We start from the raw sequence: 23,745 nt of genomic DNA, 5'->3' as shown, positions 1-23,745 counted from the left end.
TCTCTAAAAATTAACGGTTTCCCGAACTTTAGCTTCAATATCCTTGGCATTTGGCAGCCAAATATTTTCGGCTTGACCAAATGGGAACGGCGTATCAGGAGCCGCAACCCGACCGATCGGTGCCTCAAGTGACAGAATTGCCCGTTCAGAAATTTCACTGATAACGTTGGCGGCGACACCGGCCATCCGCTGAGCCTCCTGAACGACCACTGCCTTATGCGTTTTCTTAACCGATGCAATAATAGTCTCAACATCAAGTGGGGCAATGGTCCTTAAATCAACAATTTCAGCATTGATGCCATCTTTAGCTAAATTATCAGCCGCCTTGAGCGCTTCACGAACCATCGCACCATAAGTGATGATCGACACGTCGGTTCCTTCACGCGTTACCGCTGCCTTATCCAGCGGCACCGTGTAAGTCCCTTCTGGAACATCCTGACGGAACGACCGGTAAAGTTTCATGTGTTCAAGGAATAACACTGGGTCATTGCTGCGAATGGAACTAATCAGCAAACCTTTAGCATCATATGGGTTGCTTGGAATAACAACCCGCATGCCCGGGAACTGGGCGATCAAGCCTTCAAAGTTATCACTGTGCATTTCCGGCGTATGAACCCCGCCGCCAAATGGTGCCCGAATGGTGATCGGCATGGACCGCGTACCACCCATCCGATACCGCATCCGCGACATCTGACCGCCAATACTATCCATGGTTTCAAAAACGAACCCAAAGAACTGGATTTCCGGAATCGGCCGCCAGCCGGTTAATGCCAATCCAATGGCCAAACCACTAATGCCTGACTCGGCAAGTGGCGTATCAAAGACACGATCCTCACCGTGTTTAGCCTGCAAGCCATCCGTTGCCCGGAAGACCCCACCGTTTTTACCAACATCTTCGCCGAATACCAAGGTTTTAGGGTCGTTCGCCAACTCAACATCAAGCGCATCAGTGATGGCTTGGATCATTGTTTTTTGTGCCATGGTTACTTCGACTCCTTTCCTTGAAATTCTGCCAGTTGTTCCGCCACATTCTGCGGTGATTCCTCATAGGTATCTTTCAGGAACCGCGATACCGTTTGCTGTGGTGCCTTATCGGCTTCGTTAATGGCATTCTTAATATCGTCTTTAACCTTTTCGATCAAGGCGTCTTCCTTGTCCTTGTCCCAGAGACCTTTATCGGTTAGGAAGTTACGCATTCGAATCAATGGATCACGTTTCTGCCACAATTCATCGGTTTCCTTTGAACGGTAGCGTGTCGGATCATCGCCGGATAACGTATGCGGACCATACCGATAAGTCAGTGTTTCAATCAAAACCGGACCATTGCCGGCCGCAGCCCAAGCTCTGGCTTCCTTGGTAACTTCATAAACAGCCAGTGCGTCCATACCGTCAACCTGCACGCCAGGAATCCCGGCAGCCACCGCCTTTTGAGCCAGCGTCTTGGCTGCCGTCTGATTGGCACGCGGAACGGAAATCGCGAAGCCGTTGTCTTGAACGATAAAGAGTGCCGGTGCTTTAAAGTGTCCGGCAAAGTTAACGCCTTCATAGAAATCTCCCTGTGACGTACCACCATCACCGGTATACGTAAAGGCGACTTCATCGCTGCCATTTTTCTTCAAGCCAAGCGCAACACCGGCAGTCTGCACATACTGCGCACCAATAATGATTTGTGGTGGCAGTGCATGAAAATCTTCTGGATATTCGTTACCTGCGACATGACCACGCGACCACAAAAATGCCTTGTCCAGTGGCAGGCCATGTTGGATCAGCTGCGGTAAATCACGGTAGGCTGGCAGCAGCCAATCTTCTTTTTTCATTGCCGCATGACTGCCAATCATGCTGGCCTCTTCGCCTGCACTCGGCGCATAAAATCCTAAACGTCCTTGCCGGTTTAGCGCTGTTGCCCGTTGATCAAGCACCCGTTGCCAAACCATCTTGGACATCAAATCAACCAACTGATCATCACTGAGATCGGGCATGATATCAGGATTGACGACTTTGCCAACCTCATCCAGAATCTGGATCGTCGGCTTAAAATCGGCATCTTGATTGTCTAGCAGTCGTTTAAAATCAACTGCAGCATGCTGTTTTGCCATAATCAGAACCTCTTTCCATTCCTGTAGTTATTAACCCAGGAAAACTGTACTAATGAAAATCTTTACAAACAAAGCGTAACATTGCAAAATTGTGGTTGCAAGCGTTTTATTTCAAGGTACACAAGAAGTACTTTTTACGAAAAAAAGCCGCCCGTTATGTCATTGTCAGACTATAACAGGCGGCCCCTTTTATTAAGACACAAAAAAAGCACGTCGTTTCACAATCGCGTGCCTCTTCATCATCAAAACATTGTCCGTGCATCACGAGACCGGATCTTGGTTGTGCCAGAAATCACTGGTTTTACTGTGATGTTTCATGGCGCCAACCAAGGTGGCGTGGCGTGCAAAATCCATATCCAGATGAATTTGCACTGCACGATCTATTTGTTTGCTTTTGAACAATTCTGCCGGGAGAATTGATACAGTCATGCGAGCCACACAGCAAATCTGTTTCAACGCAAGTGTCATAGCGGTAACCGCACTCATTGCAAGTGAAGTTGACGCTAGATTTGTGGATTGATTCGCAAGCTGCATTAACGCACGGTCCAGTAGACCATTATGCCAAACTGCAGTCACAGTTGCTTGGGCGTCGGTTGCCATCACGGCACCAGCCACGCCCATTCCTGCAGGCACCTGCTGATTCAACAAAACCAGCAGCCCGGCCATGTCACTTGGCAAGGTTGCGTGCGCTTCAGGGGACAATGCAACATCAACAGGCAGTTTTTCTCCCGCTGTCAGCATCAAAACATCACCAACGACAAGGTCTTGCGCTTGAACCTGACGAACCAGTCCTTCACGCACGACCAACACTGATTGTTGGGGATTGCTTTGATGCCGAGTCAACGCTGTGATCAAATAAACGACCACAGCCATCAAAAATCCAAGCAGTATCGCAATGATAGCAGTTAAAAGCCAGCTGTGACTGACAAAGCTAATTAGGCTGCTCACACCAGCCAGTACCGCCAGCAAAGGCAAAAAGAGTTTTGTCTTGCTGATCGGATTCTGGTGGGATGTCACTGCTTTTTGAGCCCTTTGCGCTTCATAGCGCGTCAGGCCGCTTGATATCATCATCAACATCGACAAACTCCTTTCCGTATATCCCGAAAAGAGCCGCGATGCTGCCAAATCCATTAATTTCACTTAAGAGATCGTAGCGGCAGCATAATGGGCCTTCCGGGATCCGCTAAATCGCTGCTACTACCGCTACTCTTTGAAGATTGTTCCATTATGCTCACCACCTTTTCTACTTTCCCTCAGATAAAAAAACTGCACGCCGATTGAGGACGTGCAGAAATAGCATCCCAATCGTTTAGTTTTAGCACTATACGCCTAGAAGCGAGCTTCAGTTGCGTTAGCGTAAGCCTTAATGGGCAAACGCAGTTGACTCAATTGGCATCTCTCGATGTTTCTGAGCAGCAACATTGTTCGTATAGGAGCCTCACCTAACGGAAAGCACCGTATTTATTTACCGTAATCTATAGTAGCCGATGAAAAGAGGGATGTCAACAATAACACGCACCCTCTTCCACAATTGTGCCGACCGCAATGAAAATTCAGCTGTTTTAATGAATCAAAACAGCATTTGGATCGATTGAGAAGGGATGTTCCTTATTGATGTGGTCGTAAAACAAAACACCATTCAAGTGGTCAATCTCGTGCTGGCACACAATGGCAGGATAGTTCTTAAGGCGGACTTTTTTATGTTCTCCGGCCTCGTTTTGATAAGCAATCGTGATGCGATCGGCGCGAACGACATAACCGGGAATATCTTTATCAACAGACAAGCAGCCTTCACCTTCAGCAAGAGCAGCGTGCTGTACGCTGTTGCTGATGATCCGCGGATTGATCAAAACTTCCTTGAAAAGGATTTCGTTATTTTCTCCGGGCACGAGAACCGCAGCCATCGCTTTGCTCTGGCCGACTTGCGGTGCTGCCAAACCAACGCCGGGGCGCAAATGGTATTTTTCGTTTTGCTCTTCATCTTGACTAATCACCAGATAGGCCATCATGTCGTGAGCCAATTTTTTGTCTTCATCAGAAAGAGGAAACGTTACCGGCTTAGCTCTTTCACGCAAAACTTTAGCGCCGTCACGAGTGATATCCTTCATTAAATACAAGATCCGTACCTCCGTTCATTTCTTTTACTAGATTAGCACACCGCTGCAAGTGTGAAAAGCAAAGCATGAAAGAACCCTTAGAAATCGGAGCATAAGTGACCCAAGGCAATTATTGCCGTCCCCCACGTTCCAGTTAGTTTTGGTAAGCATTCGAAGTGTTAATTGCGTTACAGCAAAATTACACCTCACCCAGCTAACCAGAGGAACCAAATCATTAGGTATCGCGAATCACCCTTACGTCTGGTGTACCCAGACCATCATTTCCCCCGGGGTTCGATTCGCCCACGCAAAGTACGGGATGAAAGTGAGCTGCTTCTTATGCGTCAGCGTGGTTGCCGGTGTACCGTATAGGCTGCCAATCGGCGTGGTGGCGTCCGTGTGCAGGGCCGTCGTGGTAATCTTCACTATCGGCACCGCAAAGGTTTGATCATCGGAGGTGACGGTGAACGCCGGGGTTACCGGCAGGGTATTGGCCTGGAGCTGACAGCCATTATCTGCTTGTTCTAGCGTGTAGACCACCGGCCCGCGCTGGATGGCAATTTTGCCCACATCGTCCTTAGCTCGGGGGTCGGCGTGGACCATTTGCACGCTCATGTCTAGCGTGACTGCGATCTGCGCTGTTCCCGACCAATTTCTCTTAATCCTCAGGTAGCCTTGATCCAGTTCCACAGCCAGCGGTTGACCATTGACGGTCACCGCGTAATGATCACGACTCCAAGCAGGAATTCGAATTGCCACAGTCGTTTTCACCGTTTTCTTTGCCGTGATGGCAAACTGCACATCACCAGACCAGGGAAAATTGCCGGTCTGCTCAATGGTTAGCCCGTTATCGAAAGTGGTCTCATTGCCGATGAACTGATCCGCATAAATAGCATCCTCCGTCACGGTGTAGATGTACTGGTCTACCGACGCCACCAGTCGAGCGAGGTTCGGCGGGCAGCAGGCGCAGCCAAACCAAGCGGCGCGCTGCACTTTAACATGGGACTTCATGGGATCTTCCTTGCTGGCCTTGGGATCCACTTCCAAAGGATTCACATAGAAGAAATGCTTTCCATCCAGGGACATGCCCGAAATCGTACCATTATATAGTTCCCGCTCCAGCACATCACCATAATCGGCATCCTGGTAAGTATCCCGCATCTGCTTAGCAAAGAAGGACATCGCACAAGAAGCGCAGGTCTCGGCATAAGCTGTGTCGTTGGGCAAATCGTAATCGAAGGTGAAGGCTTCGCCCTTGGGTGCAGACGAGCCCACGCCGCCGGTAATATACATCTGCCGGCGGGTAACGTTCTTCCATAGACGCTGGCTGGCAGCAAAGAGACTTTCATCCCTGGTCTGCCGAGCCACGTGGGCCATACCGGTGAGCAGATAGACCATCCGGACGGCGTGGCCCTCCACACTGGTCATTTCTCGAACAGGCACGTCATTTTGGAAGTAAGATGGTTCTGGATCCGGCTGGCTGGCATCGCTATAGTAGGGGTCCTCAATCTTCTTAGCTTGAACGTTCTTAAGCTGTTCCTCGAAGAAATTATTGGGCCGGGTGCCTCGCTGGTCGATCATGTACTTTGCCACCCGGGTGTACTTGACGTCGCCGGTTTCGTCGGCCAGTTTGGCCAGCGCCAACTCAATTTCCGGGTGCCCGGGATAACCGTGCATCTTTTTATCTTCGGGTCCAAAGTTGGCATCGATGCAGTCACCCATTTTCTTGGCGATGTCCAATGCCTTCCGATAATGTGTAGTCTGATAGTAGGCAACCCCGGCTTCAATGTAATGGCCCATGACGTACAGCTCATGGCTCAGGGACACGTGGGTAAATTTATGCTCCGGCGCTTCAATCTGAATGTATGTGTCTAGGTACCCATCCGGCTCCTGAGCCTGGCTAATGATGTCGATGACGTTGTTGGCGATACCTTCTAACCTCTTGTCCGGTGCATATCGAAGCGCATACGCCACGGCTTCCAACCACTTGTAGACGTCGGAATCTTGGAACCAGAAACCATAAAAGTGTCCCTTGGCCAAGCCGGCAGCGATTTTTAGGTTCTCGACAGCATGGCTCTTTTCCACGGCGTCGTATGCCCCAGCGTTTTCTTTCTCAATCGTGATGGCCCTGTCGTCGTTAATGACTGACCACTGGTAAGGAATTAGCTTGTCTTTGACGATGGTCCTGTACTTGGTCCAGAACGGATCTGTGACTTTGATGTTCTCGATTTTCATATGTACATTCCTCCTATAATTTCAACACAGCTGTACATCTTGTACGACAAAGGCAGTATTCAAAAAAAGCGCTTAATTTTCTGTACGCTTAATGGCCATGTTGTTGTTCCCATTTTCTCTGGTTCGTGTTGTTACTTATTATCTTAGTGCGGAACCCGCTCGATGTTAAAATGTATACTGGAGTTAAAAAAGAACCGATCCAAGCACTATTCCTCAGCCTTGGATCGGTTCCTTTCATTTTGAAGTTTCTGGGGAGTTGGAAATTTTACCTTTTAACCGCTTGGTCCCTGCAAAGGATGATTTTCGCAACAACAATGACTGTGCGCTGCACCTTCTACATCATTCTCTCACGCCACGCGATTGACATCACGGACATACTCAATGGTTGCTTGGTTGGTGATGAACGCGACATCGACATGCAATTGGCCGTCCAACACAAAAAAATCGGTAATCACAAAAGGCGGCAATGCAGGATCCGAACTTGCAATGTCCAATTCTTCGGCTGCGTTCTGCAAAGCTTTTTCAAGGGGCTGCTGTTTGAGGGTTTTTGTTTGCAACGGTAATTGATATGAAAATGCCATGATGCCATGTCCCCATATGTCTGCCATCGGTTTTGACACTAACGGCTTAGCGACGGGAAAATCCAGTGTCTGTAAAGCTGCCGCCATTGTTTGATCTGTTAATCGTTGGCTGTGATGAAGTAATATTTGAATGGCTTTGTTGCGCCGCCAGCGTTTCCTAAATGCTAAGAGAATTGCCACGACAACCAGTAACAGGACGACTAAAAACCATGCTATGACGTCCACCCCCTTCTAGATAACACTTTTGTTTCTTCTATCATTATTATACCTAAAACCAGTCGCAACTCGCTAATCAGACAAAAACATTTGGCAGTCATCGCCGTTAATCTAAAATTCTGAAAAGTGCTGACTCATTTTTTAACTCGCAATCGTGAGTGTTAACGCGGACGCTGACGTGTAAAAGTGGTAATGGTAATCGCTAAAATCCGCTACGCACCGTCCAATCCTGCTGTTCAACATGTAACTGCCTTCTTCAAAATGCGTTCTCTGTTCATTCCTTCTTGATTATGCTAAACTATTGCTAGCTGTTGTATTCACAACAAATCGATCGGTCATAAAGGTTTTAGGAGTTGTGGCAAGAAATGAACCACAGCAAGGGTGCTTTGTTGCCATTTTGCGGTTCAAGCGGTGCGAAATATCGGCCATTCCAAGGAGATCGACCATGTTTTTTTTATGGTTCGTTATCTCGGTGGTGTGTCCCTTTTTTCGGAAGCCATTTTGTCACACTTCCTTTCTTTTTGTACCACGGAAGGAGTCCAATCATGATCTACAAAGTCTTATATCAAAAAGACAAGGTCCAAAATCCGCGGCGGGAAACAACCCAGACGCTTTACCTCGAGGCGCCATCTGCGGTTGAAGCGCGTGCACTTGTAGAAGCGAACACGCCTTACAACATTGAATTTATCCAGGAACTCTCCGGAAATTTCCTGGAGTATGAGGAAAAGTCAGCCAACTTTAAGCTGACGACCTTCTAATCATATGAAATTAAATATTAAAAATAACGAAACCGCCGTCTTTGCTGTCGGCGGTTTAGGTGAAATCGGGAAGAACATGTACGGGGTTCAATTCCAAGATGAAATCATCGTCATCGATGCCGGGATCAAATTTCCTGAAGATGACCTGCTTGGGATTGATTATGTCATTTCCGATTATTCCTATTTAGTTCAGAACAAAGACAAGATCAAGGCTTTGGTTATTACCCATGGCCACGAAGATCATATCGGCGGCATTCCCTACTTCCTTAAGCAGGTTCCAAACGTCCCGATTTATGCTGGGCCGTTAGCAGCTGCCTTGATTCGCGGCAAGCTCGAGGAACACGGCTTGTTACGCACAACAAAGCTGACGGAGATCAATGAAGACACCGTTTTAAAGTTTAAAAAACTGAGTGTTGAATTTTTCCGCACCACCCACAGTATCCCGGATACATTGGGTATTGCCGTCCACACGCCACAGGGAATTGTCATTCAGACCGGTGACTTCAAGTTTGATCTGACGCCGGTTGGTGACCAACCTTCACCGAATTTTCAAAAAATGTGTCGTTTCGCCGAAGAAGGCGTCCTAGTCTTAATGTCTGATTCGACCAATGCCGAGATCCCGACGTTTACCAAATCAGAGCGCTTTGTCGGTAAGTCGATTCGCCATATTTTTGATCGAATTGATGGGCGCATTATCTTCGCGACATTTGCGTCCAACATCTCGCGAATTGCCCAGGCTGCTGATGCCGCCATGGCACATGGCCGCAAGATTGCGGTCTTTGGCCGTTCGATGGAAACCGCGATGGTCAATGGCCGTGAGCTAGGTTATCTGAACATCCCGGACGATGTTTTAATTGACGCCCACCAGCTGAATTCACTGCCTGCCGATAAGGTTATGATTCTGTGCACGGGTTCGCAAGGTGAACCACTGGCTGCGTTGAGCCGGATTGCGAATGGTACCCATCGCCAAATCAGCATTCAGCCCGGTGACACGGTAATCTTCTCCAGTAATCCGATTCCGGGCAACACAGTCAGCGTTAACCACGTGATTAACCAGCTGAGCGAAGCCGGTGCCGAAGTGATTCATGGCAAAGTCAACAACGTCCATACTTCCGGCCACGGTGGTCAAGAAGATCAGAAATTGATGTTGCGCCTGATCAAACCGAAATTCTTCATGGCCTGCCATGGTGAATATCGGATGCAAAAGATTCACTGTGAACTTGCCCAACAATGCGGGGTTCCGGAAAAGAATTGCTTCATCATGGAAAATGGTGACGTATTGGCGCTCACGGAAAAAAGTGCGCGGATTGCGGGCCACTTCCCTGCTGGCGACGTTTACATCGATGGCAGCGGCGTTGGCGACATCGGCAATGCGGTTATCCGCGATCGCCGCATGTTGTCAGAAGAAGGTTTGGTCGTCGTAGTCGCAACCATCAACATGCAGAAGCAAGCGGTTTTGGCTGGACCGGATTTGCTCTCACGCGGATTCATCTACATGCGTGAATCAGGCGAATTGATCAACCAAGCGCAACGGCGGGTTTATCGCACGATCAAATCCACTTTTTCCAATAATGAAAAAGTAACCGAGGCAAGTTTAAAAGACGCGATTATCAGTAACTTGCAGGAATTTCTGTTCGATAAAACCGAACGACATCCAGTTATTTTGCCGATGTTGATTTTACTTTAAAGCCGACTTGTCAAAAACAATCGTTGTTCAAAATGTCGATCATGGCCGTACTGCCGCATTGTTGCCGGCAGTACGGTATTTTTTTGGCTTCTGGAGAGGACGTCATTGCATTGTTTTTCTTCAGTTTTTCGGTATAATTGATTGCGTGTCTGATTAGGAGGAAAGTTGATGGCGGCTGTTTTTTATTATCTTATCTATAACCCGGCGGCTGGTGGCGGTGCGGCCATCCCGATTTTTAAACAGGTTAAGGCCGTCTTGGATCAGCGCCAGTTGCCTTACGCGATCAAAACCTCGCGTTATCCTGGCCATACCAACGTTATTACCAAACAGATCGGTAACTTCAACACGCATGAACATCCGGTTCTGTTGGTGATCGGCGGCGATGGCACGTTGAATCAGGCTATCAATGGATTAATCGGCACTCGTCAACATGATATCCCGGTTGCCTATGTACCAGCCGGATCAGGCAATGACTTCGCGCGGGGCATCGGTATGTCAGAGGACCCGATGCATGCGCTAGAACAGATTCTGCAAGCCTCTAAACCGGTTACAATTGATATCGGTCGCTACCACGAACGAACTCGCGATGAATCCGGTTATTTTGTCAACAATATCGGCATTGGGTTTGATGCAGCCGTCGTCAATGCCGCCAATCATAGCGACAGCAAGCAACTGTTAAACAAATTCCACCTCGGCAAGTTAACATACTTATTCCATGTTCTCGGCATGTTACTGACCCGCCGCCCTTTTCCAGTGGCAGTTTATGAAAAAGGTGTCCGCCATTTTTTTCACCATGCTTATATTTGTACCACCACGAATATTCCTTACTTCGGCGGCGGCATCCGGCTTTACAAACCCGCCGATCCGACTGATGGCCAGTTAGACTTGGTGATCGTAGAATGGTTCAATATCGTCTCATGGGCCTTGGCAATGCTACAACTGCTGCGCGGCAAAACACCGACCAGCAAAGCCGTTCACCTTTTTCATGCGAATAAACTAACGGTCGAGACCAGCTCCCTGGAATTCGGCCAGATGGATGGCGAAGAGATGGGAACGCGACCATTTGAAATTGACTTCTCAGTGGCCAGCCAGCGCTTTTGGATTGACCGCAGTATTTAAATGAATGACAAAAGTTGCTGAGCCCCAATTTTACTAGGACGTTCATAGATAAAAGAATACCGAATAATCAAAAAAGCTTAGGCAATAAGTTCCTTGCCGTGCCAAACTCCGCAATCTCCGGCCAGATGTGGCTGGAACGCTGTGACGGCTCTTTGAGCCAGAAGCCCGCTGTCTCAAAGTCGCCTAACAACATCAGCGACAAAAACGGTCGCTGTGTTGTTTGCACGGCTGAGCCCCATCCGTCCTACGATTGCTCCGCTTTGGCACTGACATCTTAATAATCCTAACAAATTCTCCTGGGAAACTAGAAGCGGACATACTCCAGTTATTGTTGGAGTATGTCCGCTTCTGTATTGTGTCCGTGAATTGTGACCTAGGCTCGCCCTTTTGCGATACTCAGTGCTTTTGTTGGATATACAAACGCCAAACCGATTACTTAAGTTGTGCTACCAAGATCCAATCAGAAATAATCCGAAAAGTAAGGCTCTTCCATTGGCACGGCATTTTCCAACAGTTTAATGGCGTGTTTACTAGCCGAAAGCCGTTCGATTTGGGCCAAATAAGAAGGCCGCCGATAACTCATGAGCATAGTCGTCAGTGTCTGGATGTCTGTCGTAATGGCTTCGCCAACCGGCCGATCGGTAATGTGCACCTGCTGATTTTCATCCCAGTAAACACCGAATGTCCCGTTGTTCCATGGCGCTAACGGATCACTCACAATAAAGTGGAATGGTTCCGTCGTCTCGGTTGCAAACGGGTATTGTGCCAAGAAGGCTTTGACATCCACAATCCGCGCCATGAAGTAAGGTTTAATGGTTTGATAGATATCCCCGTCATCCAAGAGAAAATGCAACGGCTCATTTTTGTAAATGTTGCCTTTAACATGCGTCACCATCGAAAAATGGGCACTGATGAAGTTCCACAACCCGACGCGGGCTTCCTGATTGGTGTAGATCATTTCCTTCACATGAAAAACTTCGTCCGCAATCCAATACAGAACATAGCCTTGAGGTTGATCGTCGGCATCATAGTACACACCTGCAGTCCGTTCTTCTTCATTTTCCCAGCGCCAGTACTCGTCCCAGTTTAACTGGTTGCGGATCATGGCACCGTGATTTTTCATGGCGAAGCGGTTGTATGTCTCAATCACGTCAGGATCATCAATTTCCAAACGTTCAACGTGGCCAGGAACATTAACCTGTTTCGGCAGCTGGGTATCTTTGACGTCAAACGTGAGATGATCCGACATGATCTCCCAGCCTTTTTTGCGATAAAACGGAATGCTGTAGGGATACAGATACGAAATCCATTGTTTGTGGCTGCGCATATGCTCCAAGCCCAACTTAACTAAATCGTGCATCAGTCCATGACCCGCGTATTCCGGATAAGTCCCGACGCCGGTTAGTCCGGCCATTTGATACAACGTCCCATGAATGTTCACCGTGCAAGGATAAATAGCAAGCGAGCTAACAAGCTCATCTTTATGGAACCACCCCAGTACATCTGATTTTTCCAAAACCGGACGCTTGGCCCGCTCCAACTCGCCTTCTTCATAGCCGGATTGTTCTAAGTCTTTTTGCGTAACCTGAAACACATAAGTCAAAAGATCATTGAACTGCTCAAGATCCTTAGGCGTCACTGGCTTAATGACCAGTGACTTGCGTATGTTGTCCTCCATACAAAATTAATTCTCCTCCGTCATAAACATTTGCGGGGTTATACCATCCATTCCAATCATCGGATCAATTTTCTGCGAAGCTGCCAACACTGGCGTTAACTGGTGAGGTGCCATTTTGGCAGGCCTAACTTCATTATCCGAGTCGGAACCATTTGTGTCAATTTGTGCGGATTGGTGCGGCAAAGCTGGTTGTGGCACCGCAGCTTCTTCAGCAGCCGTTTGTGATCCTTCGATGTCAAACACCTGCTGCAACCGCTGAACCAGCCCTGTATGCCGATTGACGGCCACTTCACCAACCGCCGTTTCAAAGGCTGCTAGTTCGCCAACCAGAATCAGAAATGACTTTGCCCGGGTAATGGCGGTATAGAGTAAGTTTCGCCGCAACATTCGGCGACTTTGCAAGGTTAACGGCAAAATCACCATCGGAAATTCGCTCCCTTGAGCTTTGTGGATCGATGTCGCATAGGCAAGCGTGATTTTGCTAAAATCGCTACGCTTATAGGTGATCTCATTGCCGTCAAAATCAATCGTCAGCTCATCGGTTTTGCTTGGTGCTTCCTTTGCTAACGTAATCCCGACAATCTGGCCGATTTCGCCATTGAAGACATTCTGATTAGGATCATTGACCAGTTGCAGGATTTTATCACCGATTCGATACTCGGTGTCGCCAAAATGAACGGTTTTGGTCCGCGTGCTACGTTTAGGATTTAAAATATTCTGCAGCATTGGATTGAGGCGATCAATTCCGGCCGTTCCGCGATACATTGGCGCCAAAACCTGAATGTCGGCGATCGAAAACTGCTTAACAGCAGCCCGTTTCACGACCTGACCCACGACTTCCGGCACTTGGCTAGGCGTGCATGCCAAAAAACTGCGATCCACTTGCGGTTGCGTGAAATCGTCAGGAAGTTTACCGGCATTCACCGCATGAGCTAACGGAATAATCGAACTATCGGCGTCTTGGCGATGAATATGGGTTAATGCGGCTTGGGGCAATGCACCGCTGCGTAAAAGATCCGCAAAAACCTGTCCCGGACCGACGCTAGGAAGCTGATCCTTATCTCCCACTAGCACAATCTGCATGCCAGGATGAAGCGCGGTCAACAGCGTGCGAAATAAATACGTATCGACCATCGACATTTCGTCAATAATCAACAGCCCGTCCGGCAGATCATTAGGCGCAAAATCCTGCGTATCCACACCTAGTCCCAATAATCGATGAATGGTACTGGCTGGTAATTGCGTCGTCTCGCTAATTCGCTTAGCTGCACGGCCAGTCGGTGCTGCCAACATGATTGGAAATGGATCATCCGAGTTATACTGATTGGCATCTAACGAGAGGTCATGTAGTCGCGCATAAGTGCGAACGATACCATCTGTCACGGTCGTTTTTCCGGTACCGGGGCCGCCAGTCAACAGGAAAATCGGCGAGCGTAAAGCCGTGACAATTGCTTTTTTTTGGACATCATCGTAGGCAATGCCGGTGTCTGCCTGCACTTCCGCTAACGTTTTTTCAATATCTGGCAGCTCAGGTTCTTCAGCCTTCGCGCCTGCTTCGGCTAATCCCTTCAACTGACGGGCAATCTGCCACTCTGAATCATAGAGCCGTTTAGGAAAAATCCGCTTGCCTTCAGCGACCAGCTCATTATCTTTAGCTAGGGTCACAATGGCCTGACCAACGTCATCCGGCTTAACGGCAATATTCCGTGCCCGCTCTAACAAATCAAGTGTCTGGGTAACCAGTGTGCGCAGTTCGACAAAAGTATCCCCTTCACCATCGGTCAGGCGTTGTAGCGTGTCCATGACGGCACCGCCGAGACGCAATTGCGAATCCGGTGCGATATTCAATTTGGCAGCAATTTGATCGGCGCGGGTAAACCCGATGCCGGCAATATCATTAATGAGTTGATACGGGTTTTGCTTAATCACCTCTAGCGCATCATTTCGGTACTGCTGATAAATCCGCCCGGCCATGTTACTGGTGAAGCCGTAATCATTCAGTCCGATGATGACGCGTTCCATGCCTTGATTCGTCTTGAGATTGTCAACCAGCATTTTTCGCTTTGCGGCAGTGATGCCAAGGCCTTCAAGCGATGCAGGATCATCGAGAATTTGATTAATCGCATCTACTCCAAGCTTATCAATGATCTTCTCAGCAGTTTTTGGCCCGATACCCGGAAACTTATCCGAACTGAGATAATTGATCAAACCGGTTTTGTTGGTTGGCTGATCGACGTGATAATTATCTGCTTGAAACTGTTGGCCATACTTGGGATGGTCAATCACATGACCGGTAAATGTGTATGTTTCGTCTTCTTTGATGTCACCAAACGTGCCAGTCACCACAATATCCGGTTCGGTCCAGGTGATCGTCGTGGCCGTGATGTCAATCAGGAGAATTTTAAAAAAATTCTTCGGATTCTGAAAGAAAATGCTTTTGACCCGGCCGGTGACACTATCCTCATGCCTGTCCATCATGACCCTCCTGTAGCTTTAAAAACCGGTTGATGTCGGCGACGGCGCTGGCCTTTTGATCATAACCCTTCGGATCGAGTCGCTTGGCTTCATCCAGATAATGGCTGCCATCTTTGCCAGCGGCACTTAACGCCATGCCATAAGTAAACAGAATTTGCGGTTGTTTGTCGTCAAGCAACGGCTTCAAAATGTCTGCTGCCGCGTCAAACGCTTGTGCTGCCAATAATAAATCGGCTGCAAGTAAAGCCGCGTCGGTTTGTTTGGGGGCCAATTCGTGGGCGGTGAGGGCAAATGCGAGGGCTTTTTTCGTTTGTCCTGCCTGTTGGTAACTCAACGCCAACATGTAAGTGGCATCGTTCTTGAGGTGCTCGTCCTTGCGACACTTGGCAAACCAGGCTGCTGCGGCTGGATAATCCGCCTGTGCATAGGCAAATAAGCCAGCCGTGTATTGAAGTTCAATATCAGTCGGGAAAAGGTTGCGGGCTTTGGCGAGCAGTTCGCCAGCCTGATCCAAGGCCTTCAAGCTGATGAGCATTGTTGCCAACATGGCATAGCGCTTAGGATCTTTCGGCGCAGCATCAATGGCTTTGACTGCTGCATGAACGGCTTCTTCGTGTTTTCCTTGGTTGAATGCGGTTAAAATATCCGAATCCATAACAACCTCTTTACTCATATCGTGGTCATGCTGTGTCAAAAATCAAATGGTGTCGGTTGGTTTTGGCGGTTCCGGTAAAAAGCCGGTCTCGTTCCAGTCAATTAATTTAAACGGCAGACTTGGTCCATCTGCCTGTAAAATCGTCACGCTGCTGTTTGTAAGGCCACCATCTTTGCGAATCTCGGCTAATGGCGTCCCCAGCAAACTTTGGATAACCGCAGCCAGTGCGGCATCATGACTGATGTACAACAAATTAGCCTCACCGCTCCGATCCATCGCAACTGTCGCAACGATGGCCGGAATGGCGCGATTGATCAGCTGGGGAAACGACTCGCCATGAATTTTTCGCGGATCATAAGCAGCCGGTTCATGCCGAAAAGCATGTAGCTCTTGCGGAAAGTGCTTGGCAACGTCACTGAACGTCATGCCTTCCATTTTGCCCAAGTTGAATTCGCGCAACGCTGGCATAACCGTTAGCGGAATTGTTTCATTTAAATCTTTAATTAAAGTCTTTGCCGTCACCCGCGCACGTTTAAGCGGACTCACATAGGCATGGGCAAAAGGAATACCACGCAAATAGTCGGCCAATGCCTTGATTTGCTCAAAACTTTCCGGAAGCAACGGGGAGTCCCCATTTGCGCCTTGATAACGTCCTTGATTATTCCATTCGGTTTTGCCATGGCGTACAAAATATAATTTGGTCACAAGCCGCTCTCCTTTTACGTCTTAACCTTTTCATTATCAGTATTTTCGCCATAAATATCAAGCACGCTCAGGGATGGATCAAAACTGGTGCGTCGCAACTAAAACAAATCACCAATGAAAACTCAAAAACGAACTTACTTCCATTTTGCAAAATTTGGAAGTAAGTTCGTTTTCGTACTACATTGTGAATTGTGTTCCCCACTTTGAAACTTTTTCTATTTGGGCCTCATACGTTACTAAACGTACTGCAACTCATTCGTGTGGGCGTAAGCCGCATCAATAGTACCGCCGCCTAAGCACTCGTCGCCGTTATAAAAGACAACGGCCTGACCGGGGGTAATAGCACGAACCGGCCCGTCAAAATCAACCGTGGCTGTACCGTCCGCATGATAGTGAATCGTAACGCCCGTGTCACGCTGGCGATAACGGAACTTTGCTGTCATGTGGGTGCCTTCTGCAGGCGCCTCTCCGGTTGTCCAGTTAAGGTTTGACGCACTGAGACTCGTGGCCATCAAGGCAGGATTATCAAAACCTTGGCCCACGTAAAGGATATTCTTGTCTAAATCTTTGCCAACAACAAACCAAGGCTCAGAATTTTGCGAATTGCCGCCGATGCCAAGGCCTTGACGCTGACCGATCGTATAATGCATTAGCCCGTCATGGGTGCCCATCTCGACACCATCAACGGTCATCATTTTACCGGGCTGCGCTGGCAGATAGGTACTTAGAAACTGCTTGAAGTTCCGCTCACCGATAAAGCAAATACCGGTCGAATCCTTCTTTTTCGCTGTAGCAAGTCCCGCAGCAGCCGCAATCTTACGTACTTCCGGCTTCTGCAGGTGGCCAATCGGAAACATCGACTTCTTAAGCTGATCCTGGGAAAGCTGACTCAAGAAATATGTCTGGTCTTTATTACCATCAGCCCCACGCAACATGTGAGTCACGCCATCCTCATCGGTCTTCACTTGCGCATAATGGCCCATCGCAATGTAGTCCGCATTTAACTGCTCAGCATAGTCCAAAAATGCCTTGAACTTAATTTCCTTGTTGCACATAACATCAGGATTTGGTGTCCGGCCGGCTTTATATTCGTCTAGGAAATATTGAAAAACCCGATCCCAGTACTCTTTTTCAAAATTAATCGAGTAATAAGGGATCCCGATTTCACTAGCGACCTTGGCCACGTCTTCATAATCCGTGGTCGCCGTACAAACGCCATTTTCATCGGTGTCGTCCCAATTTTTCATAAAGACACCGACAACATCATATCCCTGTTGCTTCAGCAAAAGCGCCGTGACACTGGAGTCAACGCCGCCAGACATGCCGACAACAACTCGGGTGTTGGAATTGTCCAAAACAATCACCATCATTTCATCAGATTCTGGAGATATCCGATTTGAAGGTCGAATTCCAGTAAGTGTTATTATAGCAGGCCACAAAAAGATAGCAAGCACAGCTCTGCACAAGCCTTTTCCGACTTTTGGGTTAAAGTGGACCAAGTTTTTTAAATCGACCAGACGTGCTGTGACGGTTAAGCGGCGTCGATTACCCTGCTTCTGGCATTATGCCCGCCGTTCCGGAGCTTCGTTATATTGTCGCAATGCCTGGCCGGTTCGGGATTGCTTGACCTGCATGCTAGCTTCCGGGGTTCCGGCGTATAAAATCCGCCCACCATAAATGCCGGCATCAGGACCCATATCAATTAACCAATCGGCCTGACTGATGACTTGCAGATTGTGTTCGACAATGATCAGTGAATTTCCGGCGTCCACCAAATCGTCAAACAAGCGCAACAATTTGGTGATGTCCTGTAAGTGGAGGCCGGCTGTCGGTTCATCTAGTAGGTAAACTTCGCCCGTGCGATTTAATTCAACCGCCAGCTTGAGACGCTGCTTTTCCCCACCTGACAACGTGGTCAGCGGCTGGCCGAGTGTTAGGTAATCAAGCCCCACCCGCGCCATATTCCGTAGCGGCTTGGCAATCTCGCTTGTTTCAGCGAAGAAGGTTTGCGCCTTAGCAATCGGCATTTGTAACACGTCAGCGATATTTTGGCCGTGATAAGTGTAACTCAGTGCCTGATCGTTATAACGGCGCCCGTGGCACTGTTCGCAGACGGAGACAACCGGATCCATGAAGGCCATGTTCGTAATCGTTACCCCTTTACCTTTGCAGCGTGGGCAAGCGCCGCGGCCATTGTAGCTAAACCAACTGCTGCCGACATGGTTCGCGTGGCCAAAAACTTTGCGAATCGGGTCCAGAATTTTCAGGTAAGTTGCCGGCGTTGAGCGAATGTTGGCACCGATGTCGGCCTGTGCCAGATCAATGTATGGCACTGTCAAATGATCGCGTAATGCGCTGACCAGCGTGCTTTTACCTGATCCGGCAACTCCGGAAATCACGGTTTCGATGCCCAAGGGAATGACGGCATGGACATCTTTCAGGTTGTGCCGCTTAATGTGGGGTAAATCAAGCGTCGTCTTAGCTGGCCGCGGTTGACGAAACGTCAGTCGCTGTTTAAGCAGTCGGCCAGTGAGTGCTTGGCTAGCCAGCAACTGCGGATAAGTGCCGGTGAACGTGATGTGGCCACCGGTTGTGCCGGCACCGGGACCGACTTCGACAATGTAATCACCTAATGCAATTAACGCCGGATTGTGTTCGACAATCAAAATCGTATTGCCTTTTTGCTTTAACCGCACCAGTGCCCGCTTAATCAATTCGATGTCATGCGGGTGGAGGCCGACGCTGGGTTCATCAAGAATATAAACTATGTCGACCAAAGCGCTGGTCAGAAACTTAGCGATTTTGATGCGCTGGGTCTCGCCACCTGAAAGTGTTTCTGTCGGCCGATCCAACGAAAGGTAACCTAACCCGATATCAATTAAAGCATCGATTTTCCGCAACAGTTCGCGGATCACATCTTGCGCTAGTGGAACCTGAATTTTCTTCAAAAACTCCCGCACATTGACCAGATCCATTTTTAATACCTGCGCAATATTGGTCTGATTGATGAGGCAGGTCAACACTTCCGGACGCAAGCGCGTGCCATGGCATGCAGGACAGGGCTTGCGCGTCACAATTTCGGCAAGTGCCGCTTTGTGGTGCTCCGCTTCTTTTTTGCCAATAATCGATCGCTTGATGCGCGGCACAACCCCTTCATACAAAGCCGTTCGCGGCCATTTGGCAGGTGCATGCTTGAGTGTCTGTTGCGGCGCATATAACAACAGCTTCATTTCTTCCGGCGTATAATCCCGTAACGGTTTATCGTTGTCAAACAACCCACTATAGACATAGCGCCGCCACCGCCAAGTATCCGGTCCAAAGCTGACGAACGTGATAGCCCCTTCATTTAATGATTTGTTCGGATCGATCAACTTTTTAACATCAATATCATCGACATAGCCGAGTCCCTGACACGTTTGGCACATTCCCTGTGGCAGGTTGAATGAAAAGGTATCCGAATAACCGATAAAGGGTTTGCCGATCCGGGAAAAAAGTAGCCGTAAAAGTGAATAAATCCCGGTATAGGTAGCTAGCGTCGACCGGGCATTTTTCCCGATTCGTTTTTGCTCAACTACGATGGCGACCGGTAAATGGTCAATTGAACCCACGTCGGGTTGGCCATACTTGGGCAGATATTGCTGGGTAAAGCTGGGAAAGGTTTCGTTTAGTTCCCGGCGTGATTCGGCCGCGATGGTGTCAAAGACCAACGACGACTTGCCTGACCCAGAACGCCCGACGAAAACCGAAATGGCGTACTTTGGAACTTTAATATTCACGTGTTGCAGATTATTCTGATTGGCGTTATGCACTTCGATAAAACCGTGCTCGAACATCCAGCGTCCTCCTCTAACCATTCGTGTGCTTACTGACGCGTGCTCACCACAACGCGCCCGCTTACGCTAAAAAATTCTTAATAATACCAGCTTAGCACTTTTGCTTTTCAGGAATGACCCCATCACGGCAAATCAATCGTTCATGCTCAACGAAAAAAGCAGCAATCTCCTCACACACAAGAAGATTACTGCTAGTTTCAAACCCGATTACTTAGGTTCGATAACGCCGCGTTCAATTAAATTGTTAACCCAGTATTGATACTGTTCAACATTTTCTTTGGTGCGGTCGTTTTTAAAAATGTTAATCGCCTTTAGGCCGTTCCCAGTAGTTACATCAAGTTGAAACTTGTCCAGGTCCTTCGCCACCGTCATTTTGAGCTTATTCGCCGTCGTGTACGGTGAGTTAGGATCCAGTGACCGCTGCAACTGAAAATTGCCGTTCTTGGTTTGAACAAAGCCAAGATCGATTAACGTGAACCGTTTCAACTCTGAACCAATTCGATAAGTCATCGGATCGCCTTGCGCAGATCCTGTGGGTGCTAATGCCATTATGAAACATCCTCCTGAGCGTGAACCGGCGCGCTCAGGAGTCGGAGTGTAAGTGGCCTTGAGCGTGATGGCGGTCTTTGCCATTGCGACCAAGATCCTTACACGCAGACTCCTGCGCCGGCGAACGCGTTAATGTGTGAGCGTGAACCGGCGCGTTTAAAAACCGGAGTGTAAGTGGCCTCGGGCATGATGGCCCGAACTTAGGCCATTGCGACAGAGGTCCTAACACGCAGGTTTCTGCGCCGGCGAACGCGTTAATATGAGCGTGAACACGCTTTACTAACATTAAGTTTAGCATATCATGCGGCTACTGTGCGGCTTGTTTAGCAGCCAGCCGTTGCACAATCGGCAGTAGCGTATTAATGAAGGCTTGAATATCTTCCTGAGTGGTCTGTGCCCCAAATGAAATACGGATTGATTCACTCAACCGCGGGCTGTCCGCACCAAACATTGCGGTCAGCACGTGCGAAGGCTCCAGCGACCCCGCCGTGCAGGCAGAACCGCCTGAAACAGCCACACCGGCCAAATCGAGGTTGGTTTGTAAGGCATAGGTGGAAATACCCTTCAGCCACAAATTGAAGACGTGATTGACATTGTCGGGTCTGATGTCGCCATTAATTGCGTAAGGAATATCGGCGTCATCTAAGGCGTTCATGATTTGTTTTTTGAAGCCAAGATATTTGGTCTGGCGCTTTGCCTTTTCTTCAGAAGTGATCAGCTCAACGGCCGTTGCAAAACCGGCAATACCAGCAATATTTTCGGTTCCTGCACGGCGTTTGAGTTCCTGCTCGCCGCCTTTTAGCAACGATGGAAACTGCACTTTGGGATCGCGATATAAGAAGCCGATCCCCTTTGGTCCGTTGATTTTGTGCGCGGACACACTCAACATATCAATGTGCTGGGCTTTGACATCAATATCCAGTAATCCATACGCTTGAGTGGCATCGGTGTGGAACCAGGCTTGATGATCCACCAGCCGTTCGCCGATTTCAGTGATTGGCATGCGGCTACCGACCTCGTTGTTGCCCATCATGATCGTGACCAGAATCGTGTCATCATCCAAGGCTGCGTCAATATCTGCTAACCGAATGCGCCCATTTTCGTCAACCGGCAGATAGGTGACCCGAAAGCCCCCTTTTTCCAAGGCCTTCAGTGGCTGCAAGACCGAAGGATGTTCAATTGCAGTTGTAATGATGTGCTTTCCCAAAGCAGCGCGGGCATGCGCCGTCTGGGTAATGGCCGTATTGTTGCTTTCGGTGGCGCCACTTGTGATGACCATCTCGCCGGGCTGGGCATGAATTGAATCGGCCAGAATTTTTCGACTTTTGTCCATCACCGTATGGGCCTCTCGACCAAACCAGTGCGTCGAACTCGCGTTACCAAAGTCATGTTGCATTTGATCCGTCATCGTCTGAATGACTTCAGGTGCCATTGGCGTTGTGGCGGCATTATCAAGATAAATATGTTGCATAAAAATCAGCTCCTAATCATGCTGAGATGCCTGTAAATGGGCAAAGAACTGCAACAACATCGCGGCACTTTGCTCACCTGCTTTAATCACAAACTTGTCAAAATCGACGCCGGACTGTTCATCGGCCACGTCACTCATGGCGCGAATCACGACAAATGGCGTGTGGAACTCTTTGGCAACTTGGCCGACTGCCGCACCTTCCATTTCACTGGCAAGTGCCTGCGGATAGGTTTTCAAAATCCGGGCAATGGCTTCTTTCCCGTTAATAAATTGGTCCCCTGACACAATCAAGCCTACTTTGGGCGTCAAACCAGTTGCCGCAGCCGCTGTTTGAATTTGCGTCACATATGACATGCCTGCTTCAAAAATCTGCGGCTGTTGCGGAAGTTGTCCCGGCAAGTAGCCAAAGGCCGTAGCGTCCACATCGTGATAAGACACGCCACTAGAAATAACCACATCACCGATCGCCAGGCCGTGGCCAATCCCACCGGCACTACCGGTGTTAATGACGACATCAGGCTTGTACGTCGCCAACAACAATGCAGCTGTCATCGCGGCTTGCACCTTGCCAATGCCGGATTGCACTAAAATCACATCGACATCGCCAATTTTGCCTTCAAAATAATGCTGACTGGCAATAATTGTCTCATGCTGCTGGGTTTGCCGCGCCAACAACGTGCGAATTTCCTCTTCCATCGCACAAATCACACCGACTTTAATCAAAAAATCCCCTCGTCCTCTCTATCAAATATGACGCTATTTTCACGCCTCGTAGGTTCGATACATCCCTTAGCCAAAATAAAGAACCAAAAAGACAATCACAATCAACCCAAAGACAATGCCGATCGCCCAATTCAGCCGCTTCTTGAGGCTATTCACTTTACGAAACGTGATTTCATCAAAACGTGCCGCCTTAACCTCTGGCTTGTCGCGCGTCTGCCGGGCGTATTCTTTTTCCACTTCAACCCGTTTGGCTTCGCGATCACGAGCTTCCTGCTTCTTTTTCTTCTGGGCTTCACGGTAGGCTTTACGCGTGTTAACTTCTGCCATGCTGTTCCTCCTGCTGCTGCCAATAAAACAAGGCTAACAGCGTCTTACTGTCACAAATTCTGCCATCATCAACTGCTTGTTGAGCTTCATCAAACGTTAGCCAATGACTGTTCACAAATTCATCGGCATCTTGCGGCAGACGCTGATCGGCGGGGGTCAATTCGCGAGCCAAAAAAAGTGCCATGGTCGCATCCGAAAAGCCAAGTGATTGAAAATAACTGACAAGCGGCTGCCAGTTCAGTGCCTCCAAACCGGTTTCTTCATTTAATTCGCGTTGGGCAGCAGCCAGTGGCATCTCGCCTTGGTGGATCTTGCCAGCCGGAATTTCCAGCGTTGCCTGGCCAACAGTTGATCGAAACTGACTGACAAACAAGGCTTGATGTCCTCTTAACGCCAAAATGCCCGCAGACGGCTGTGCACGCACGATTTCCCGCTTCGCTGTCTGATCATCGCTTAGTTTAACCGTCAGTTCATCAACTGCTACTAATTCACCCGTAAACACCCGTTGTTGTGCAATCGGTTTTTCCTCCATCACAGCCGC

Annotated in this window: 21 protein-coding genes and 1 riboswitch; of the genes, 3 read left to right on the top strand and 18 right to left on the bottom strand. The window is 48.7% G+C overall.

Going from position 1 to position 23,745, the window contains the following annotated elements; genetic code table 11:
- Nucleotides 1-3: 3 nt before the first annotated feature.
- From LBCZ_RS06085 to LBCZ_RS06060, 6 genes are all read right to left on the bottom strand, one after another.
- On the bottom strand, nt 4-981 hold the full coding sequence (locus tag LBCZ_RS06085) for an alpha-ketoacid dehydrogenase subunit beta (protein WP_010488601.1): 978 nt from the start codon (nt 979-981) through the stop codon (nt 4-6).
- 2 nt (nt 982-983) lie between these two features.
- Entirely contained in the window at nt 984-2,096 is a 1,113-nt protein-coding gene (gene pdhA / locus LBCZ_RS06080) for a pyruvate dehydrogenase (acetyl-transferring) E1 component subunit alpha (RefSeq protein ID WP_025012973.1), read from the bottom strand.
- Between the two features lie 261 nt (nt 2,097-2,357).
- Nucleotides 2,358-3,173 carry a P-type ATPase actuator domain-containing protein gene (locus LBCZ_RS06075; RefSeq protein WP_025012974.1) on the bottom strand — a complete coding sequence of 272 codons (816 nt, stop codon included), beginning with the start codon at nt 3,171-3,173 and terminating at the stop codon, nt 2,358-2,360.
- A 216-nt stretch (nt 3,174-3,389) separates the two neighbouring features.
- Nucleotides 3,390-3,553, bottom strand: a riboswitch (M-box (ykoK) riboswitch).
- Between the two features lie 105 nt (nt 3,554-3,658).
- Nucleotides 3,659-4,213, bottom strand: coding sequence for a peptide deformylase (gene def / locus LBCZ_RS06070; RefSeq protein ID WP_010488607.1), 555 nt, complete (start codon nt 4,211-4,213; stop codon nt 3,659-3,661).
- 234 nt (nt 4,214-4,447) lie between these two features.
- Nucleotides 4,448-6,427 carry a glycoside hydrolase family 127 protein gene (locus LBCZ_RS06065; protein WP_039638965.1) on the bottom strand — a complete coding sequence of 660 codons (1,980 nt, stop codon included), beginning with the start codon at nt 6,425-6,427 and terminating at the stop codon, nt 4,448-4,450.
- 347 nt (nt 6,428-6,774) lie between these two features.
- Nucleotides 6,775-7,224, bottom strand: coding sequence for a hypothetical protein (locus LBCZ_RS06060; protein ID WP_025012975.1), 450 nt, complete (start codon nt 7,222-7,224; stop codon nt 6,775-6,777).
- A gap of 545 nt (nt 7,225-7,769) precedes the next feature.
- On the opposite strand from LBCZ_RS06060, the gene LBCZ_RS06055 reads away from it, so the two are divergent.
- The 3 genes from LBCZ_RS06055 to LBCZ_RS06045 all read left to right on the top strand — a co-directional run bounded on the left by LBCZ_RS06055 (nt 7,770) and on the right by LBCZ_RS06045 (nt 10,788).
- Nucleotides 7,770-7,982: a DNA-dependent RNA polymerase subunit epsilon gene (locus LBCZ_RS06055; protein WP_010488611.1), complete on the top strand. Its 213-nt coding sequence runs from the start codon at nt 7,770-7,772 to the stop codon at nt 7,980-7,982.
- Nucleotides 7,983-7,986: 4 nt separating this feature from the next.
- A complete protein-coding gene (rnjA, locus tag LBCZ_RS06050) occupies nt 7,987-9,669 on the top strand; it encodes a ribonuclease J1 (protein ID WP_025012976.1) in 1,683 nt (560 codons plus the stop codon).
- Between the two features lie 168 nt (nt 9,670-9,837).
- Nucleotides 9,838-10,788, top strand: a complete 951-nt coding sequence (locus LBCZ_RS06045) for a diacylglycerol/lipid kinase family protein (RefSeq protein ID WP_025012977.1) — start codon at nt 9,838-9,840, stop codon at nt 10,786-10,788.
- A gap of 67 nt (nt 10,789-10,855) precedes the next feature.
- Here LBCZ_RS06045 and LBCZ_RS15540 read toward each other — a convergent pair whose 3' ends face one another.
- The 12 genes from LBCZ_RS15540 to LBCZ_RS05990 form a co-directional block, all read right to left on the bottom strand.
- A complete protein-coding gene (locus LBCZ_RS15540) occupies nt 10,856-11,014 on the bottom strand; it encodes a hypothetical protein (RefSeq protein WP_162483684.1) in 159 nt (52 codons plus the stop codon).
- Nucleotides 11,015-11,248: 234 nt separating this feature from the next.
- Nucleotides 11,249-12,466 carry a GNAT family N-acetyltransferase gene (locus LBCZ_RS06040; protein WP_025012978.1) on the bottom strand — a complete coding sequence of 406 codons (1,218 nt, stop codon included), beginning with the start codon at nt 12,464-12,466 and terminating at the stop codon, nt 11,249-11,251.
- Between the two features lie 6 nt (nt 12,467-12,472).
- Entirely contained in the window at nt 12,473-14,941 is a 2,469-nt protein-coding gene (gene recD2 / locus LBCZ_RS06035; protein ID WP_025012979.1) for an SF1B family DNA helicase RecD2, read from the bottom strand.
- A complete protein-coding gene (locus LBCZ_RS06030) occupies nt 14,928-15,596 on the bottom strand; it encodes a tetratricopeptide repeat protein (protein ID WP_039638962.1) in 669 nt (222 codons plus the stop codon). The genes recD2 and LBCZ_RS06030 overlap by 14 nt, the downstream gene beginning before the upstream one ends.
- 42 nt (nt 15,597-15,638) lie before the next feature.
- Nucleotides 15,639-16,301: a histidine phosphatase family protein gene (locus LBCZ_RS06025; protein ID WP_025012980.1), complete on the bottom strand. Its 663-nt coding sequence runs from the start codon at nt 16,299-16,301 to the stop codon at nt 15,639-15,641.
- A 236-nt stretch (nt 16,302-16,537) separates the two neighbouring features.
- Nucleotides 16,538-17,671: a tRNA 2-thiouridine(34) synthase MnmA gene (mnmA, locus tag LBCZ_RS06020; protein WP_025012981.1), complete on the bottom strand. Its 1,134-nt coding sequence runs from the start codon at nt 17,669-17,671 to the stop codon at nt 16,538-16,540.
- Nucleotides 17,672-17,863: 192 nt separating this feature from the next.
- Nucleotides 17,864-20,134: an ATP-binding cassette domain-containing protein gene (locus LBCZ_RS06015; protein ID WP_025012982.1), complete on the bottom strand. Its 2,271-nt coding sequence runs from the start codon at nt 20,132-20,134 to the stop codon at nt 17,864-17,866.
- A 207-nt stretch (nt 20,135-20,341) separates the two neighbouring features.
- Nucleotides 20,342-20,683, bottom strand: coding sequence for a DUF1831 domain-containing protein (locus tag LBCZ_RS06010; RefSeq protein WP_025012983.1), 342 nt, complete (start codon nt 20,681-20,683; stop codon nt 20,342-20,344).
- 307 nt (nt 20,684-20,990) lie between these two features.
- A complete protein-coding gene (locus LBCZ_RS06005) occupies nt 20,991-22,154 on the bottom strand; it encodes a cysteine desulfurase family protein (RefSeq protein WP_025012984.1) in 1,164 nt (387 codons plus the stop codon).
- Nucleotides 22,155-22,166: 12 nt separating this feature from the next.
- Nucleotides 22,167-22,877, bottom strand: a complete 711-nt coding sequence (locus tag LBCZ_RS06000; RefSeq protein ID WP_025012985.1) for a 5'-methylthioadenosine/adenosylhomocysteine nucleosidase — start codon at nt 22,875-22,877, stop codon at nt 22,167-22,169.
- Nucleotides 22,878-22,943: 66 nt separating this feature from the next.
- A complete protein-coding gene (locus LBCZ_RS05995) occupies nt 22,944-23,204 on the bottom strand; it encodes a hypothetical protein (RefSeq protein WP_010488633.1) in 261 nt (86 codons plus the stop codon).
- On the bottom strand, nt 23,191-23,736 hold the full coding sequence (locus LBCZ_RS05990) for an NUDIX domain-containing protein (protein ID WP_039638959.1): 546 nt from the start codon (nt 23,734-23,736) through the stop codon (nt 23,191-23,193). The genes LBCZ_RS05995 and LBCZ_RS05990 overlap by 14 nt, the downstream gene beginning before the upstream one ends.
- Nucleotides 23,737-23,745: the final 9 nt, after the last annotated feature.

The sequence above is a fragment of the Lacticaseibacillus casei DSM 20011 = JCM 1134 = ATCC 393 genome, assembly GCF_000829055.1.
In the GTDB taxonomy this organism is placed as follows: Bacteria; Bacillota; Bacilli; order Lactobacillales; family Lactobacillaceae; genus Lacticaseibacillus; species Lacticaseibacillus casei.
Note: the sequence above shows the minus strand (reverse complement) of the source record. Positions and strands in the feature narration are given on the sequence as shown.

Excerpts from the sequence above, each read along its gene's own strand:
- pdhA (WP_025012973.1), bottom strand. The coding sequence starts at position 2,096 with ATGGCAAAACAGCATGCTGCAGTTGATTTTAAACGACTGCTAGACAAT.
- LBCZ_RS06055 (WP_010488611.1), top strand. The coding sequence starts at position 7,770 with ATGATCTACAAAGTCTTATATCAAAAAGACAAGGTCCAAAATCCGCGG.
- LBCZ_RS06075 (WP_025012974.1), bottom strand. The coding sequence starts at position 3,173 with ATGTTGATGATGATATCAAGCGGCCTGACGCGCTATGAAGCGCAAAGG.
- rnjA (WP_025012976.1), top strand. The coding sequence starts at position 7,987 with ATGAAATTAAATATTAAAAATAACGAAACCGCCGTCTTTGCTGTCGGC.
- LBCZ_RS06065 (WP_039638965.1), bottom strand. The coding sequence starts at position 6,427 with ATGAAAATCGAGAACATCAAAGTCACAGATCCGTTCTGGACCAAGTAC.
- LBCZ_RS05990 (WP_039638959.1), bottom strand. The coding sequence starts at position 23,736 with ATGGAGGAAAAACCGATTGCACAACAACGGGTGTTTACGGGTGAATTA.
- LBCZ_RS06040 (WP_025012978.1), bottom strand. The coding sequence starts at position 12,466 with ATGGAGGACAACATACGCAAGTCACTGGTCATTAAGCCAGTGACGCCT.
- LBCZ_RS06085 (WP_010488601.1), bottom strand. The coding sequence starts at position 981 with ATGGCACAAAAAACAATGATCCAAGCCATCACTGATGCGCTTGATGTT.
- LBCZ_RS06015 (WP_025012982.1), bottom strand. The coding sequence starts at position 20,134 with ATGTTCGAGCACGGTTTTATCGAAGTGCATAACGCCAATCAGAATAAT.
- mnmA (WP_025012981.1), bottom strand. The coding sequence starts at position 17,671 with ATGATGGTGATTGTTTTGGACAATTCCAACACCCGAGTTGTTGTCGGC.
- LBCZ_RS06045 (WP_025012977.1), top strand. The coding sequence starts at position 9,838 with ATGGCGGCTGTTTTTTATTATCTTATCTATAACCCGGCGGCTGGTGGC.
- recD2 (WP_025012979.1), bottom strand. The coding sequence starts at position 14,941 with ATGGACAGGCATGAGGATAGTGTCACCGGCCGGGTCAAAAGCATTTTC.
- LBCZ_RS06030 (WP_039638962.1), bottom strand. The coding sequence starts at position 15,596 with ATGGATTCGGATATTTTAACCGCATTCAACCAAGGAAAACACGAAGAA.
- LBCZ_RS05995 (WP_010488633.1), bottom strand. The coding sequence starts at position 23,204 with ATGGCAGAAGTTAACACGCGTAAAGCCTACCGTGAAGCCCAGAAGAAA.
- LBCZ_RS06010 (WP_025012983.1), bottom strand. The coding sequence starts at position 20,683 with ATGGCATTAGCACCCACAGGATCTGCGCAAGGCGATCCGATGACTTAT.
- LBCZ_RS06005 (WP_025012984.1), bottom strand. The coding sequence starts at position 22,154 with ATGCAACATATTTATCTTGATAATGCCGCCACAACGCCAATGGCACCT.